A 13,703-nucleotide genomic window follows, 5' to 3' on the forward strand; every position below is an offset into this window, starting at 1 on the left:
ACCTGCCGATTCCTGCCAGGTTTCCGCCCAGGTCATGGACTCGAAGAAGAGTTCTCCAGACGAGGAGTTGGTCCCGTATGGCCGCCGAACTGACCGCCCACGAGCTGATCGCCAAGCACCGGCCCACGCTCGACCAGGCGCTGGAAGCGATCCGCACGCGCGCGTACTGGTCCCCGCACCCCGAGCACCCCAAGGCCTACGGCGAGAACGGCAGCCTGGACGCCGCGGCGGGCAAGGCCGCCTTCGACGCCCTGCTGGGCAACCGCCTCGACCTCACCGACCAGCCCGGCACGGACGACTGGGTGGGCGGCGAGGTGTCCCCGTACGGCATCGAGCTGGGCGTGACCTACCCGCACCCCGACATCGACGTGCTGCTGCCCGCGATGAAGGCCGGGCAGCGCGCCTGGCGGGAGGCGGGACCGGAGATCCGGGCCATGGTCTGCCTGGAGATCCTGAAGCGCATCAGCGACCGCACGCACCAGTTCGCGCACGCGGTCATGCACACCTCCGGCCAGGCCTTCATGATGGCGTTCCAGGCGGGCGGCCCGCACGCCCAGGACCGCGGCCTGGAGGCGGTGGCGTACGCGTACGCGGAGCAGATCCGCACGCCCGAGACGGCCGAGTGGACCAAGCCCCAGGGCAAGCGCGACCCGCTGGCCCTCACCAAGCAGTTCACGCCGGTCCCGCGCGGCCTCGCCCTGCTCATCGGCTGCAACACCTTCCCGACCTGGAACGGCTACCCGGGCCTGTTCGCCTCCCTCGCCACCGGCAACGCGGTCCTGGTCAAGCCCCACCCGCGCGCGGTGCTGCCGCTCGCGCTCACCGTGCAGATCGCGCGTCAGGTGCTCACCGAGACCGGCTTCGACCCGAACCTGGTGGCGCTGGCCGCCGAGCGCCCCGGCGAGGGCATCGCCAAGACCCTCGCCACCCGCCCCGAGATCAAGATCATCGACTACACCGGGTCCACGTCCTTCGGTGACTGGCTGGAGGCCAACGCCCGCCAGGCGCAGGTCTACACCGAGAAGGCCGGCGTCAACACGGTGATCGTGCACTCCACCGACGACTACAAGGGGATGCTGTCCAACCTGGCCTTCTCGCTGTCCCTCTACAGCGGCCAGATGTGCACCACCCCGCAGAACCTGCTGATCCCCCGGGACGGCATCCGCACCGACGAGGGCCCCAAGACCTTCGACGAGGTCACCGCCGACCTCGCCCGCGCGGTCGACGGCCTCCTCGGCGACGACGCCCGCGCCAACGCCCTGCTGGGCGCGATCGTCAACCCGGACGTCAAGGCGCGCCTGGAGGCCGCCGCCGGCCTCGGCGAAGTCGCCCTCGCCTCGCGGGAGATCACCAACCCGGACTTCCCCGGCGCGGTGGTCCGCACGCCCGTCATCGTCAAGCTGGACGGCGCCAAGCCGGATGCCGAGGCCGCCTACATGAGCGAGTGCTTCGGCCCCGTCTCCTTCGCCGTCGCCGTCGACTCCGCGCACGACGCGGTGGAGCTGCTGCGCCGCACGGTCCGCGAGAAGGGCGCGATGACGGTCGGCGCCTACACCACCGACAGCGAGGTGGAGCAGGCCGTCGAGGAAGTGTGCCTGGAGGAGGCGGCCCAGCTGTCGCTCAACCTGACCGGCGGGGTGTACGTGAACCAGACCGCCGCGTTCTCCGACTTCCACGGCTCGGGCGGCAACCCGGCGGCCAACGCCGCGCTGTGCGACGGGGCGTTCGTGGCCAACCGGTTCCGGGTCGTGGAGGTCCGCCGCGAGGCCTAGGAAGGCGTGAGCGCGCCCCCTGCGCTCCAGTGGTAGAGCGTCATCGCCACGCTCGTGGCCAGGTTGTAGCTGGAGACCTGGGGGCGCATCGGCAGGGACAGCAAGTGGCCGGCACGCGCGCGCAGTTCCGCCGACAGTCCGCTGCGCTCGGAGCCGAAGGCGAGGACGGCGTCGTCCGGGAGCCGCACGCCCCGGATGTCGTCGCCCTCGGGGTCCAGCGCGAACACCGGCCCGGGGGGCAGCTCGTCGACGTCCAGCCGCTCCACGGCGGTCGCGAAGTGCAGGCCCGCGCCGCCGCGCACCACCGTGGGATGCCAGGGGTCGAGCGTGCCCGTGGTGACCACGCCGGTCGCCCCGAAACCGGCGGCCAGCCGGATCACGGCACCCGCGTTGCCCAGGTTGCGCGGGTTGTCCAGGACCACGACGGGCGCGGTGCGGGGCAGGTGGGCGAGCCTGCGCAGATTCGCCTCGCGTGAAGGTCGTACGGCGAGCGCGGCCACCCCGGTGGGGTGCCGCCGTGGGACGAGCGAGGCGTACGCCTCCGCGGGCACCTCGGTGAGCAGCGCGTCGAGCGCGTCCCGTACGTCCCCTGCCAGGTCCTCGGCGAGGGCGAGCGCGGCCCGCCGGTCCGTGGCGACCGCCACCGGGACCTCGGCGCCGAAACGCAGCGCGTGCTTGAGGGCGTGGAAGCCGTCCAGCAGCACGGCGTCACCGGCATGCTCACGCCAACGGATCAGCGGGTCGGTCATGCGGTGAACCCTCCCCCACGCTCGGCTGCGCTCGCGCGAGGGGACCCCCATCGGCCGTGCGCGCCGTCCTCGGAGGCGACGCCGGGGCCGTCGCCGGAAGAGCGCGGTACGGGCACCCCGCGGCCGTCATGCTCGTGCCGGACGAGCCGTCCACGCGCGCGTGCGGCCAGTGCGCCCAGCCGGCGCAGGAACGACGTCGGCAGGAAGACCGCGTCCGCGGCGATCATCGCCAGCGAGAAGAACGGCAGGCCGAGCACGACCGCGATCACCGCGTGCTCGGTCATCATCAGCGCCAGCAGGACGTTCTTGACCCGCCGGTTGAACAGGGTGAACGGAAAGGCGACCTGCACCGCGACCGTGCCGTAGGCGACGGCCAGCATGATCGTGCCGCTGGAGGACATCAGGTCGGCGAGTCCGGGCCACGGCGAGAAGTAGTCCAGGTGGAGTGGGTAGTAGACGGCGGTGCCGTCCTGCCAGCGCGAGCCCTGGATCTTGTACCAGCCGGCCGTCGCGTAGATCAGGCACGCCTCCGCCATGATCACGAGCAGGCCGCCGTTGTGCAGGACGTTGGCGACGACGTCCAGCAGGATGCGCGGCTGCTGTGACACCGCCCGGCGGCCGACGGCCCACCACAGGCCCTGCACCGCCCAGGCCGTCCACAGCAGCGCGGGAATCAGCCAGCCGTTGCCGAACCGGCCGGTGAACGTCGCGACGAGGAGCGTCAGGCCGAACACCGACCACAGGGCGGGGCCGACCCGGTCGGCGGGCACCCGCTCGCCACGCGCGCGTGCCGCCTCGTCGCGTGCCGTCCGCCGCGCGTCCAGGGACCACACCTGCCCGCAGCGCGTGAACACGAGGTAGAACGACATCAGGTGCAGGACGTTGTCACCGCCGTCGCCCATGAAGACGCTGCGGTTCTGCAGCGACAGCACGCCCACCATGAACAGCACGGACGCCGTCCGGGTGCGCCAGCCGAGCAGCAGCGCCGCGGCGGCGGCGATCGCCAGCGCGTAGCAGCACTCGAACCACAGCTGGCCGTGCGACCACAGCAGCGCCGTGAAGGCGTGGTTGTCGTCGGTCAGCTCCTTGGCCAGGTTCCAGCCCCAGGGGCCGGCCGGGCCGTACAGCTCCTCGCGGTGCGGGAACTCACGGAGCAGGAAGAGCAGCCAGGTCCCGGCGAAGCCGATGCGTATCACGGCGCTCTGGTACGGCCCGAGAGCCGACCCGGTGACGTTGGCGATGCCGCGCGAGAGGGTCAGGGAGAGCCGGTTCACCGCACACCTCCCGCTGCCTCGTCGGCCGTCACGGTCCACCAGGGCAGCACACGGTAGACGGGCTTGTCGGACACGCGCTCACCGCTCCACGCCGGCGGTTGCACATTGGTGGTGCTCGAACGGATCTGCACCCGCTGGATGATCCCGTCACGGCCGGCCGGATACGTCCGGTACAGGCGCATGACCACGATCCGGCGCAGGTACTGCTCGGAGAGGGAGCCGCGCATGCCGACGGGGCGGTTGTCGGCGCTGTGCGTGGCGGTGAAGAAGTCCCAGGCCCGGCGCAACTCGTTCTGCTGGGTGTGGCTCGGCACCGGGTTGCCGTCGATCGCGGCGCCGTCCTGGGCGGAGAGGTCCGTCCAGCCGGTGGTGCGCAGCCCGCCGTCCTTCGTGCGTACGACGGCGCGCACCTGGACGGCGATGTTCTGCTGCAGCGGGTTCGGCGCGAACAGCTTCCAGTTCTGCTCGAACTCCGGGAACACCCACTCCTCGACGGCCTTGCCGTGCTGCTTGGTCACCGTGTTGGCCGGGGCGAGGCTGAGGAACACCATCAGCAGGTGCACACAGGCGGCGACGGCGACCAGCGCGAGCGCCAGCGCCGCGGCGACCTGGTACCGGGGAGAGAGGGCGGCCACGCCGGTACGGGGGGCGGGGGGCGGCGCGGAAGCACCGGACCCGGCGGCGCTGACCGGCTGGACGGCCCCGTCCGGCTGGGGAGAGACGGTCGGATGAGCAGACGCTCCGGGCTCGGCAGACTCGCCCGGCTGGCCGGGCCCGGCCGAGGAGGTCGCCCCGGAGGGCTCCGCGCCGGTCACACCGCCGCCCACGCCATCGGCGTCCTCCGCTCCCTTGCCCGCCGCAGCGCCCTCACCGCCCGCGGAACCGGGTGCCGCCGGGGAATCCGTGCCGGCCACGAGGTCCACCTCGGTCTGGGAATCCCCGCCGGCCACGAGGTCCACCCCGCTCTGGGAGTCCCTGCCGGCCGGGGAATGCCCGCCGGCCGTGGAATCCCGGCCGGTCAGGGCATGCAAGCCGTCCGGGGGGCTTTCCGACAGACGCGCCCCGGCCGGCCCGCCGGGGTCCTGCCGGGCCCCCGGGTCCTCGTCGTACGCGTCCATTCCGCCCCGTCCCCCGTTTCGGCTCGTCGTGCGGCTCGGTGGTCCGCTCAGTGATCCGGCGCCGCAACGAGCGCCCCGTCTTTCACGTACGCCACTCGGCGTCAGCACGGAACGGTACTCAGCCCAGGCCACCCGGCGCAGCCCCGGGTACGGCCCACGGCCGTGGTCCGCGCCACGCGGGGACGGCGCCGCCCCGGCCCGACCTGGTCTCACCTGGCCTCGCGCTGTCTGTCCACAGGCCGGGCGGCGGAGTTTTCCACAGCGGTTGACACCCCACGGCGGCCCGGCACACCATTGATGCGCACGGACCGAACGATCGGTCGGGACAGATGTCACCGCAGAGCCCGAGGTCAGGGGGACCGCATGGCCACAGCAGCCCCGCAGCGCACGGCCCGCACAGCGGCGGACGGCGCGCCGGACACCGTCGACACGGCGGCCTTCCAGCAGGCCTTCGACGCGGCCGTGGCCGCCGACGAGCGCATCGAACCGCGCGACTGGATGCCGGACGCCTACCGCGCCACCCTGATCCGGCAGATCGCCCAGCACGCGCACTCCGAGATCATCGGCATGCAGCCGGAGGCCAACTGGATCACCCGCGCACCCTCCCTGCGCCGCAAGGCGATCCTGATGGCCAAGGTGCAGGACGAGGCCGGCCACGGCCTGTATCTGTACAGCGCGGCCGAGACCCTGGGCGCCAGCCGTGACGAGCTGCTCGACAAGCTGCACAGCGGCCGCCAGAAGTACTCCTCGATCTTCAACTACCCGACGCTGACCTGGGCCGACGTCGGTGCGATCGGCTGGCTGGTGGACGGCGCCGCGATCACCAACCAGGTCCCGCTGTGCCGCTGCTCCTACGGACCGTACGCGCGGGCGATGGTGCGGATCTGCAAGGAGGAGTCCTTCCACCAGCGCCAGGGCTACGAACTGCTGCTGGCCCTGAGCAAGGGCACACCCGAGCAGCACGCGATGGCCCAGGATGCGGTGAACCGCTGGTGGTGGCCCTCGCTGATGATGTTCGGCCCGCCCGACGACGAGTCCCAGCACTCCGCGCAGTCGATGGCGTGGAAGATCAAGCGCCACTCCAACGACGAGCTGCGCCAGCGCTTCGTCGACATCTGCGTCCCCCAGGCCGAGTCCCTGGGCCTCACCCTCCCGGACCCGGACATCCAGTGGAACGAGGAGCGCGGGCACTACGACTTCGGGCCGATCGACTGGACGGAGTTCTGGGAGGTCCTCAAGGGCAACGGCCCGTGCAACGAACAGCGGATCACCCAGCGCAGGCGCGCCCACGACGAGGGAGCGTGGGTACGGGAAGCGGCCGCCGCCTACGCCGCCAAGCACTCCGGCGGCAGCGGCCGCACCGGTCAGGCAGGACACGAGACAGGAGCGGAGCGAGCATGAGCACCACCGACTGGCCTCTGTGGGAGGTCTTCGTGCGCTCCCGGCGCGGCCTCTCCCACACCCACGCCGGCAGCCTGCACGCCCCGGACGCCGAGCTCGCCCTGCGCAACGCCCGCGACCTGTACACCCGCCGCGGTGAGGGCGTGTCGATCTGGGTCGTCCCGGCCGCCGCGATCACCGCGTCCTCGCCGGACGAGAAGGACCCGTTCTTCGAGCCGGCCGCCGACAAGCCCTACCGGCACCCGACCTTCTACGAGATCCCGGAAGGGGTGAAGCACCTGTGACCGCCACCGGCCCCGCCACCGTCCCGGTGACCGCCGCCCTCGCCCTCGGCGACGACGCCCTGGTGCTCTCCCACCGGCTGGGCGAGTGGGCCGGACACGCCCCCGTCCTGGAGGAGGAGGTCGCCCTCGCCAACATCGCCCTCGACCTGCTCGGCCAGGCCCGGATACTGCTGTCCATGGCCGGCGACGAGGACGAACTGGCCTATCTGCGCGAGGAACGGTCCTTCACCAACCTCCAGCTGGTCGAGCAGCCGAACGGCGACTTCGCCCACACCATCGCCCGCCAGCTGTACTTCTCCACCTACCAGCACCTGCTCTACACCGAACTGGCCGCGGGCGACGGCCCCTTCGCGTCCCTCGCCGCGAAGGCGGTGAAGGAGGTCGCCTACCACCGCGACCACGCCGAGCAGTGGACGCTCCGCCTCGGCGACGGCACCGAGACCAGCCACGAGCGGATGCGCCGTGCCTGCACGGCGCTGTGGAGGTTCACCGGCGAGATGTTCCAGCCGGTGGAGGGCCTCGACGCCGACTGGGCGGGCCTGGACGCACGCTGGCAGGAGTCCGTCCAGGACGTGCTCCGCCGTGCCACGCTCCCGCTCCCCGAGGGTCCGCGCACCGGCGCCTGGTCGGCCGGCGCCGGCCGACAGGGCCTGCACACCGAGCCGTTCGGGCGGATGCTCGCCGAGATGCAGCATCTGCACCGCAGCCACCCGGGGGCGACATGGTGACCACCACCTCCCTGGAGGCGGAGCTGCTGGAACTGGCCGGCTCGGTACCCGACCCCGAACTGCCGGTGCTCACCCTCCAGGAGCTGGGCGTGGTGCGCGCGGTGCACCTCCACGGCCCCGACACGGTCGAGGTCGAGCTGACCCCGACGTACACCGGCTGCCCCGCCATCGAGGCGATGAGCGTGGACATCGAGCGGGTGCTGCGCTCCCACGGCATGCGCGAGGTCACGGTCCGCACGGTGCTCAGCCCCGCCTGGACGACCGACGACATCAGCCCCGAAGGGCGGCGCAAACTCCGGGAGTTCGGCATAGCTCCCCCGCGGGTGCGCGCCGCCTCCGGACCGGTGCCGCTGACGCTCGGCCCGACCCGCACCGAGGAAGCGTCCGCCGGGAACGGGGCCGCCGGGAACGGGGCCACCGACGCCGCACTCGCCGAGCCCGTCCGCTGCCCGCACTGCGGCTCCGCCGACACCGAGCTGCTGAGCAGGTTCTCCTCCACCGCGTGCAAGGCCCTGCGCCGCTGCCTCGCCTGCCGTGAACCGTTCGACCACTTCAAGGAGTTGTGATGGCGCGCTTCCACCCGCTCCCGGTGGCCGCGGTCGACCGGATCACCGACGACTCCGTCGCCCTCACCTTCACCGTCCCGCCCGAGCTGCGCGAGGAGTACCGGCACGCACCCGGCCAGCATCTGGCGCTGCGCCGCCGGGTCGACGGCACCGAGATACGGCGCACCTACTCGATCTGCTCCCCCGCCCCCGACCCGTCCGGTCCGGGCCCCGACACCCTGCGGGTGGGCGTGCGGATGGTGGAGGGCGGCGCCTTCTCCGCCTACGCGCTGAAGGAGATCAACGTCGGCGACGTCCTGGAGGTGATGACCCCGGCCGGCCGCTTCACGCTGGACCCGGCGCCGGGGCTGTACGCGGCGGTGGTCGGCGGCAGCGGCATCACCCCCGTGCTGTCCATCGTCTCCACGCTGCTGGCACGCGAGCCGGCGGCCCGGTTCTGCCTGATACGCAGCGACCGCACGGCGGCCTCGACGATGTTCCTGGAGGAGGTCGCCGACCTGAAGGACCGCTACCCGGAGCGGCTCCAGCTGGTGACGGTGCTCTCCCGCGAGGAGCAGCAGGCGGGCCTGCCGTCCGGACGGCTGGACCGCGAGCGGCTCACCGGGCTGCTGCCCGCGCTGCTGCCGGTCGGCGAGGTCGCGGGCTGGTTCCTGTGCGGGCCGTACGGGCTGGTGCAGGGCGCCGAGCAGGCGCTGCGCGAGCTGGGCGTGGACCGGTCCCGCATCCACCAGGAGATCTTCCATGTGGACGCGGGCGCGCCCCCGGCCCCCAGCGCCCAGGCTCCCGTGCACAGCGCGGTCACCGCCCGCCTCGACGGGCGCGGCGGCACCTGGCCGGTGCGCGACGGCGAGACGCTGCTGGAGACGGTCCTGCGCAACCGCCCCGACGCGCCTTACGCCTGCAAGGGCGGTGTCTGCGGGACGTGCCGCGCCTTCCTGGTCTCCGGCGAGGTCCGCATGGACCGCAACTTCGCCTTGGAGAAGGAGGAGACGGAAGCCGGGTACGTCCTGGCCTGCCAGTCGCATCCGCTGACGGAACAGGTGGAGCTGGACTTCGACCGCTGAGACGGGCGACCGCCGAGACGGGCGACCGCCGAGACGTGCGACCGCTCACGTGCGCGACGGCCGAGACGCGCGTACGCCGCCTCGGCGTGAGCCGGCTCCGCGAGGCCGGGCGGGCGGGCGGGTGCCGCAGATCACCGCGCGGCCCGGACAGCAGGGATGAGACAGCAGGGGTGAGCTACAGGACGAAGCCCGGCCGGCCGTCGTCCGTGATCACCGGGCGGCCCTTCGCCTCCCAGACCTGCATGCCGCCGTCGACGTTCACCGCGTCGATGCCCTGCTGGACCAGGTACATGGTGACCTGCGCCGAGCGGCCGCCGGAACGGCAGATGACGTGCACACGGCCATCCTGCGGGGCGGCCTCGGTCAGCTCGCCGTAGCGGGCCACGAACTCGCTGAGGGGGATGTGCAGCGCTCCCTCGGCGTGGCCCGCCTGCCACTCGTCGTCCTCGCGGACGTCCAGCAGGAAGTCGCCGTCCTTGAGGTCCGTGACCTCGACCGTGGGCACACCAGCTCCGAAGTTCATGCCCCCGACGCTACCCGAAGGACCCGGGGTCCGGCCGAACCGAGCCGCGGCTCAGGCCTGCCCCAGCAGCGCCGCGAGCTCCGCCTCCCGCTGGGCGATGTCCGAGCGCAGCTTGCCGGCGATCTCCTCGATCAGCCCGTCGGGGTCGTCCGGGGCGAGCCGGAGCATGCCGGCGATCGCGCCCTCCTCCAGTTCCCGGGCGACGAGGGTGAGCAGTTCCTTGCGCTGGGCGAGCCATTCGAGGCGGGCGTACAGCTCCTCGGCGGGGCTCGGACGCCGCTCGGGCGGCACCGGGCCGGCCGCCCACTCCTCCGCCAGCTCCTTCAGCAGGGCCTCGTCTCCACGGGCGTAGGCGGCGTTGACGCGGGTGAGGAACTCCTCACGCCGCTGCCGTTCCTCTTCCTCCTGTACGAGGTCGGGGTGGGCCTTGCGGGCCAGCTCGCGGTAGAGCTTGCGGGCCTCCTCGCTGGGCCGCACCCGCTCCGGGGGCCGCACGGCCTGGTCGGTCAGCATGGCGGCGGCCTCCGGGAACAGGCCGTCGCCGTCCATCCAGCCGTGCAGCAGCTCCTCCACACCGGGGATCGGCAGGACCCGGGCTCGGGCCTCCTCGGCGCGCCGGATGTCCTCCGGATCACCGGTGCGGGCGGCCTTCGCCTCGGCGATCTCGGCGTCCAGCACCTCGATACGGGCGTAGAGCGGGCCGAGCCGCTGTTCGTGCAGCCGGGAGAAGTTCTCGACCTCGACGCGGAACGTCTCCACGGCGATCTCGTACTCGATCAGCGCCTGCTCGGCGGCCCGTACGGCCCGCTCGAGCCGCTCCTCGGGGCGCGGGGACTGTTCGGCATCCGGGGTCGTCACGCGAACAGGGTAGGCGGTCCGGGCGGGACGGGACGCCGTAGGGCCGCCGGTGGCCTCGTCCGCCGGGTGCGGGTCCGCGTTGGTGCGAGCGCGCAGGCGGCGGACCGCATCCGGGGGACCGAGCCGCCTCGGCGCTGCGCAGCCGTATGCCGGTGGCGGAGCAGGCCCCCCTCGCGGGCACCGCCGTTCCACGCTGTGCGGTACCCGGGAAGGTCACTGCGCGGTGCCCGGGAAGGTTGCTGCCCGGTGCCTGGGAAGGTCACTGCCCGCTACCCGAGACGGCCACTGCGCGGTGCCCCAGAAGCTCCGCGCCGGTCACACGCCCAGTTCGGCGGCGATCCGGCCCGTTCTGATGCCGGCCACCAGGTCGGCGTGGTCGGCCTCCGTGCGGTCGGCGTAGGTGACGGCGAAGGCGGCTATCGCCTCGTCCAGTTCCTCGTTCTTGCCGCAGTAGCCGGCGATCAGGCGAGGGTCGGCGCTGTGGGAGTGCGCGCGGGCGAGCAGGGCGCCGGTCATGCGGGCGTAGTCGTCGATCTGGTCGGCCGGGAGGGCGGCGGGGTCGACGCTGCCCTTGCGGTTGCGGAACTGCCGCACCTGGAAGGGGCGCCCCTCGACGGTCGTCCAGCCGAGCAGGATGTCGCTGACCACCTGCATCCGCTTCTGGCCGAGGACGACCCGGCGGCCCTCGTGCTCCACCGGCGGCGCCTCGAAGCCGGCGGTGGCCAGGTGGGGGAGGAGCGCGGAGGGGCGGGCCTCCTTGACCTGCAGGACCAGCGGCTGTTCGCGGTGGTCGAGGAGGAGTACGACGTAGGAGCGGGTGCCGACGCTGCCGGTGCCGACCACCCGGAAGGCCACGTCGTGCACCGCGTGCCGGGCGAGCAGCGGGTGCCGGTCCTCCGGCAGGGTCGTCAGGTACTCCTCCAGGGACGCCGCGACCGCCGCGGCCTCGGCGTCCGGGATCCGGCGCAGCACCGGCGCCGCGTCGACGAAGCGCCGCCCACCGTCCTCGTGCGGCTCCGTGGACTTCGCCGCGAACCGGCCGCTGGTGTTGGCGCGGGCCTTCTCCGAGACCCGCTGCAGGGTGCCGAGCAGGTCGTGGGCGTCGGTGTGGGAGACCAGTTCCTCGTCGGCGATCGCGTTCCACGCGTCCAGCACCGGCAGCTTGGCCAGCAGACGCATGGTGCGGCGGTAGGCGCCGACGGCGTCCCGCGCGGCGGCGCGGCACGTGTCCTCGTCCGCGCCGGCCTCCCGCCCGGCGAGCACCAGCGAGGCGGCGAGCCGCTTCAGATCCCACTCCCAGGGGCCGTGCACGGTCTCGTCGAAGTCGTTGAGGTCGATGACGAGGTCACCGCGGGCGTCGCCGTACAGACCGAAGTTGGCCGCGTGCGCGTCTCCGCAGATCTGGGCGCCGATCCTGGTCATCGGGGTGCGGGCCAGGTCGTACGCCATGAGCCCGGCCGCGCCGCGCAGGAAGGCGAACGGTGTCGCCGCCATCCGTCCGACGCGGATGGGGGTCAGCTCCTCGATACGGCCGGCGTTGGACTCGGCGACCGCGGTCACGGCGTCGGGTCGGGCGGCGTCGAGGTCGAGCGCGCGGTGCGCGCTGCGCGGAACGCTCGACCGCAGCGCCTTGCCCTCCTCCTTGGGCGAGCCCTGCCGCGGCCACTGGGCGAACCCGCGCACCCTCGGCAGCCGGCGCGTCTCCCGGCCCACCGCGTCCGCCAGCGTTTCCCCACCGGTTCCGGTCACCGCGACCGCCTCCCCCGAGCACCGTCGGCTGAGATCCGACACGAACATCAACTCGTGCAGACCGTACAGCGGGTGACGCAAACACGTCAGGCCCGCGACGGCCGACGGGCGGCCCGGAGAGAACTTCCTCACAGGCGCTCAGCGGTGAGGCCGTAGGCCGTCCGGCGGAGGAACGAGGAGAGGATGGGCGGAGGCTGGGGGAAACCTGTCGGCAGGAGGCACCGGACGCACAGGGGCGAGGAGGTCACAGGAGGCAGGAGGCCACAGGCTCAGGAGCCTCCGCCTGCTCCACCGCATCCCCACACCCGCCTGCACCGCATCCCCGCCCCCCTGCACCGCCACCACCGGCCGCCCAAGGGACCCGCCATGCCCGAGCTTCCCGATGTCGAAGGTTTCCGCAGGGTGCTCATCTCCTGCGCGCAGGGCAGGGTCATCCGCCGGGTGGACGTGCGCGACGCGGGCGTCCTGCACGGGCTGGGCGCGCGGCGGCTGGGCGAGGCACTGGAGGGGCGGCGGTTCACCGAGCCGGAACGGCACGGCAAGTGGCTGCTCGCCCGCACCGACGGCCCCACCCTCCTGCTGCACTTCGGCATGACGGGGCGGCTGCTCTGCGCCCGTCCGGAGGACCCCGTGGAGCCGCACGACCGCGTCCTGTTCGAGCTGAGCGGCGGACACCGGCTCCACTACCGCGACCAGCGCAAGCTCCAGGGTCTCTGGCTGGCCCAGGACGACTCCGGTGTGGCACGGATGCTGGAGCGCCAGGGGCCCGACGCGCTCGCGGTGGACCGTGCCGGCTTCGAGGACGTGCTCTGCGGGCGCCGCGGGCACATCAAGACGACGCTGACCGACCAGTCCGTGCTGGCCGGTCTCGGCAATCTGCTCGCCGACGAGATCCTGTGGCGTGCCGGGCTGCACCCCGGCAGACGGGCGGGTGATCTCACGGAGGCCGAGCGCCGGTGCTTGTACAGGCACATGCGCCGCACGCTGCGTTCCGCGGTCGACGCGGGCTGTGTCCCGCCACGCGACGCATGGCTGACCGGCCGCCGCGACGACCCCGATCCGGTCTGCCCACGCTGCGGTGCCCATCTACGCCGTACCCGCATGGCGGGCCGCGGCACGGTGTGGTGCCCGCGCTGCCAGCCGGACGCGGCCTGAGGGGTCGAGCGCACGGGACACGGGCGTCCCGCGGACACTCTCTTCCGTGAGATAGCTCACCGGCGAAGCCGGCCACCGGTCACCGGCCACCGGTCACCGCCTCTGTGCGATCCCTCACAATCGTGGACCGCAACGCGAAACGGGCCCCTGCCGTGACTTCCGTCACCGGCAGAGACCCGTCTCGTCTCTGTGCGCGAGGGGGGAGTTGAACCCCCACGCCCTTGCGGGCACTGGAACCTGAATCCAGCGCGTCTGCCTATTCCGCCACCCGCGCATTGGGTGTGTCTTCCAGTCCCGGCCCTTTCGGGCTGGCCCCTTCCGACACGCAGAACATTAGCACGCCGTACGGGGTGGATTCACATCCCTTCCCGCCGCCCCGGGGCCCGCCCCGCCCGACGCCGCGGGTACCCCCGGGGTCCGCCCCGCCCGACCCCGCCCGCCCCCGGGGGTACCCGCGCCGCA

At 72.9% G+C, this 13,703-nt stretch carries 13 protein-coding genes and 1 tRNA gene; 7 read left to right on the forward strand and 7 right to left on the reverse strand.

Annotation, left to right across the window (positions count from 1 at the left end):
• The first annotated feature begins 77 nt into the window (after positions 1–77).
• Positions 78–1,772 (forward strand): phenylacetic acid degradation protein PaaN, encoded by a 1,695-nt coding sequence (gene paaN, locus OG956_RS17240; RefSeq protein ID WP_330338864.1) that lies wholly within the window; start codon positions 78–80, stop codon positions 1,770–1,772.
• On the opposite strand, the gene OG956_RS17245 is transcribed toward paaN, so the two are convergent.
• The 3 genes from OG956_RS17245 to OG956_RS17255 are packed head-to-tail and all read right to left on the reverse strand — an operon-like array spanning position 1,769 to position 4,913.
• Positions 1,769–2,521 (reverse strand): TrmH family RNA methyltransferase, encoded by a 753-nt coding sequence (locus OG956_RS17245; protein ID WP_330338865.1) that lies wholly within the window; start codon positions 2,519–2,521, stop codon positions 1,769–1,771. The two genes, paaN and OG956_RS17245, sit on opposite strands and share 4 nt — an antisense overlap.
• Positions 2,518–3,795, reverse strand: a complete 1,278-nt coding sequence (locus OG956_RS17250; protein ID WP_330338866.1) for an HTTM domain-containing protein — start codon at positions 3,793–3,795, stop codon at positions 2,518–2,520. Before OG956_RS17250 ends, OG956_RS17245 begins: the two co-directional genes overlap by 4 nt.
• Positions 3,792–4,913, reverse strand: a complete 1,122-nt coding sequence (locus OG956_RS17255) for a DUF5819 family protein (RefSeq protein WP_330338867.1) — start codon at positions 4,911–4,913, stop codon at positions 3,792–3,794. The genes OG956_RS17250 and OG956_RS17255 overlap by 4 nt, the downstream gene beginning before the upstream one ends.
• A gap of 363 nt (positions 4,914–5,276) precedes the next feature.
• Between OG956_RS17255 and paaA the strand changes: the two genes are divergently transcribed.
• The 5 genes from paaA to OG956_RS17280 are packed head-to-tail and all read left to right on the forward strand — an operon-like array spanning position 5,277 to position 8,956.
• Positions 5,277–6,314: a 1,2-phenylacetyl-CoA epoxidase subunit PaaA gene (gene paaA / locus OG956_RS17260; protein ID WP_330338868.1), complete on the forward strand. Its 1,038-nt coding sequence runs from the start codon at positions 5,277–5,279 to the stop codon at positions 6,312–6,314.
• A complete protein-coding gene (gene paaB / locus OG956_RS17265) occupies positions 6,311–6,598 on the forward strand; it encodes a 1,2-phenylacetyl-CoA epoxidase subunit PaaB (protein ID WP_014673816.1) in 288 nt (95 codons plus the stop codon). The genes paaA and paaB overlap by 4 nt, the downstream gene beginning before the upstream one ends.
• Positions 6,595–7,326 carry a 1,2-phenylacetyl-CoA epoxidase subunit PaaC gene (paaC, locus tag OG956_RS17270; RefSeq protein WP_330338869.1) on the forward strand — a complete coding sequence of 244 codons (732 nt, stop codon included), beginning with the start codon at positions 6,595–6,597 and terminating at the stop codon, positions 7,324–7,326. Before paaB ends, paaC begins: the two co-directional genes overlap by 4 nt.
• The gene (gene paaD, locus OG956_RS17275; RefSeq protein ID WP_330338870.1) at positions 7,320–7,892 is read left to right on the forward strand and encodes a 1,2-phenylacetyl-CoA epoxidase subunit PaaD; all 573 of its coding nucleotides are present in this window, start codon (positions 7,320–7,322) and stop codon (positions 7,890–7,892) included. The genes paaC and paaD overlap by 7 nt, the downstream gene beginning before the upstream one ends.
• Positions 7,892–8,956 carry a 2Fe-2S iron-sulfur cluster-binding protein gene (locus OG956_RS17280; RefSeq protein WP_330338871.1) on the forward strand — a complete coding sequence of 355 codons (1,065 nt, stop codon included), beginning with the start codon at positions 7,892–7,894 and terminating at the stop codon, positions 8,954–8,956. The genes paaD and OG956_RS17280 overlap by 1 nt, the downstream gene beginning before the upstream one ends.
• Before the next feature lie 175 nt (positions 8,957–9,131).
• On the opposite strand, the gene OG956_RS17285 is transcribed toward OG956_RS17280, so the two are convergent.
• From OG956_RS17285 to OG956_RS17295, 3 genes are all read right to left on the reverse strand, one after another.
• Positions 9,132–9,461, reverse strand: coding sequence for a rhodanese-like domain-containing protein (locus tag OG956_RS17285; protein ID WP_330342871.1), 330 nt, complete (start codon positions 9,459–9,461; stop codon positions 9,132–9,134).
• Positions 9,462–9,530: 69 nt separating this feature from the next.
• Positions 9,531–10,337: a hypothetical protein gene (locus OG956_RS17290; RefSeq protein WP_330338872.1), complete on the reverse strand. Its 807-nt coding sequence runs from the start codon at positions 10,335–10,337 to the stop codon at positions 9,531–9,533.
• A gap of 315 nt (positions 10,338–10,652) precedes the next feature.
• The gene (locus OG956_RS17295; RefSeq protein WP_330338873.1) at positions 10,653–12,134 is read right to left on the reverse strand and encodes a DUF2252 domain-containing protein; all 1,482 of its coding nucleotides are present in this window, start codon (positions 12,132–12,134) and stop codon (positions 10,653–10,655) included.
• Between the two features lie 318 nt (positions 12,135–12,452).
• Between OG956_RS17295 and OG956_RS17300 the strand changes: the two genes are divergently transcribed.
• Positions 12,453–13,241, forward strand: coding sequence for an Fpg/Nei family DNA glycosylase (locus OG956_RS17300; protein WP_330338874.1), 789 nt, complete (start codon positions 12,453–12,455; stop codon positions 13,239–13,241).
• Between the two features lie 190 nt (positions 13,242–13,431).
• Here the strand turns inward: OG956_RS17300 and OG956_RS17305 are convergent.
• Positions 13,432–13,515 (reverse strand) — tRNA-Leu (locus tag OG956_RS17305).
• Between the last annotated feature and the right edge of the window lie 188 nt (positions 13,516–13,703).

The sequence above is a fragment of the Streptomyces sp. NBC_00557 genome (assembly GCF_036345995.1).
GTDB lineage: Bacteria > Actinomycetota > Actinomycetes > Streptomycetales > Streptomycetaceae > Streptomyces.

What these genes read in the sequence shown, in the direction of transcription:
- paaN (WP_330338864.1), top strand. Translation starts at nt 78, where the DNA reads ATGGCCGCCGAACTGACCGCCCACGAGCTGATCGCCAAGCACCGGCCC.
- OG956_RS17245 (WP_330338865.1), bottom strand. Translation starts at nt 2,521, where the DNA reads ATGACCGACCCGCTGATCCGTTGGCGTGAGCATGCCGGTGACGCCGTG.
- OG956_RS17255 (WP_330338867.1), bottom strand. Translation starts at nt 4,913, where the DNA reads ATGGACGCGTACGACGAGGACCCGGGGGCCCGGCAGGACCCCGGCGGG.
- paaA (WP_330338868.1), top strand. Translation starts at nt 5,277, where the DNA reads ATGGCCACAGCAGCCCCGCAGCGCACGGCCCGCACAGCGGCGGACGGC.
- paaB (WP_014673816.1), top strand. Translation starts at nt 6,311, where the DNA reads ATGAGCACCACCGACTGGCCTCTGTGGGAGGTCTTCGTGCGCTCCCGG.
- paaD (WP_330338870.1), top strand. Translation starts at nt 7,320, where the DNA reads ATGGTGACCACCACCTCCCTGGAGGCGGAGCTGCTGGAACTGGCCGGC.
- OG956_RS17280 (WP_330338871.1), top strand. Translation starts at nt 7,892, where the DNA reads ATGGCGCGCTTCCACCCGCTCCCGGTGGCCGCGGTCGACCGGATCACC.
- OG956_RS17295 (WP_330338873.1), bottom strand. Translation starts at nt 12,134, where the DNA reads ATGTTCGTGTCGGATCTCAGCCGACGGTGCTCGGGGGAGGCGGTCGCG.
- OG956_RS17300 (WP_330338874.1), top strand. Translation starts at nt 12,453, where the DNA reads ATGCCCGAGCTTCCCGATGTCGAAGGTTTCCGCAGGGTGCTCATCTCC.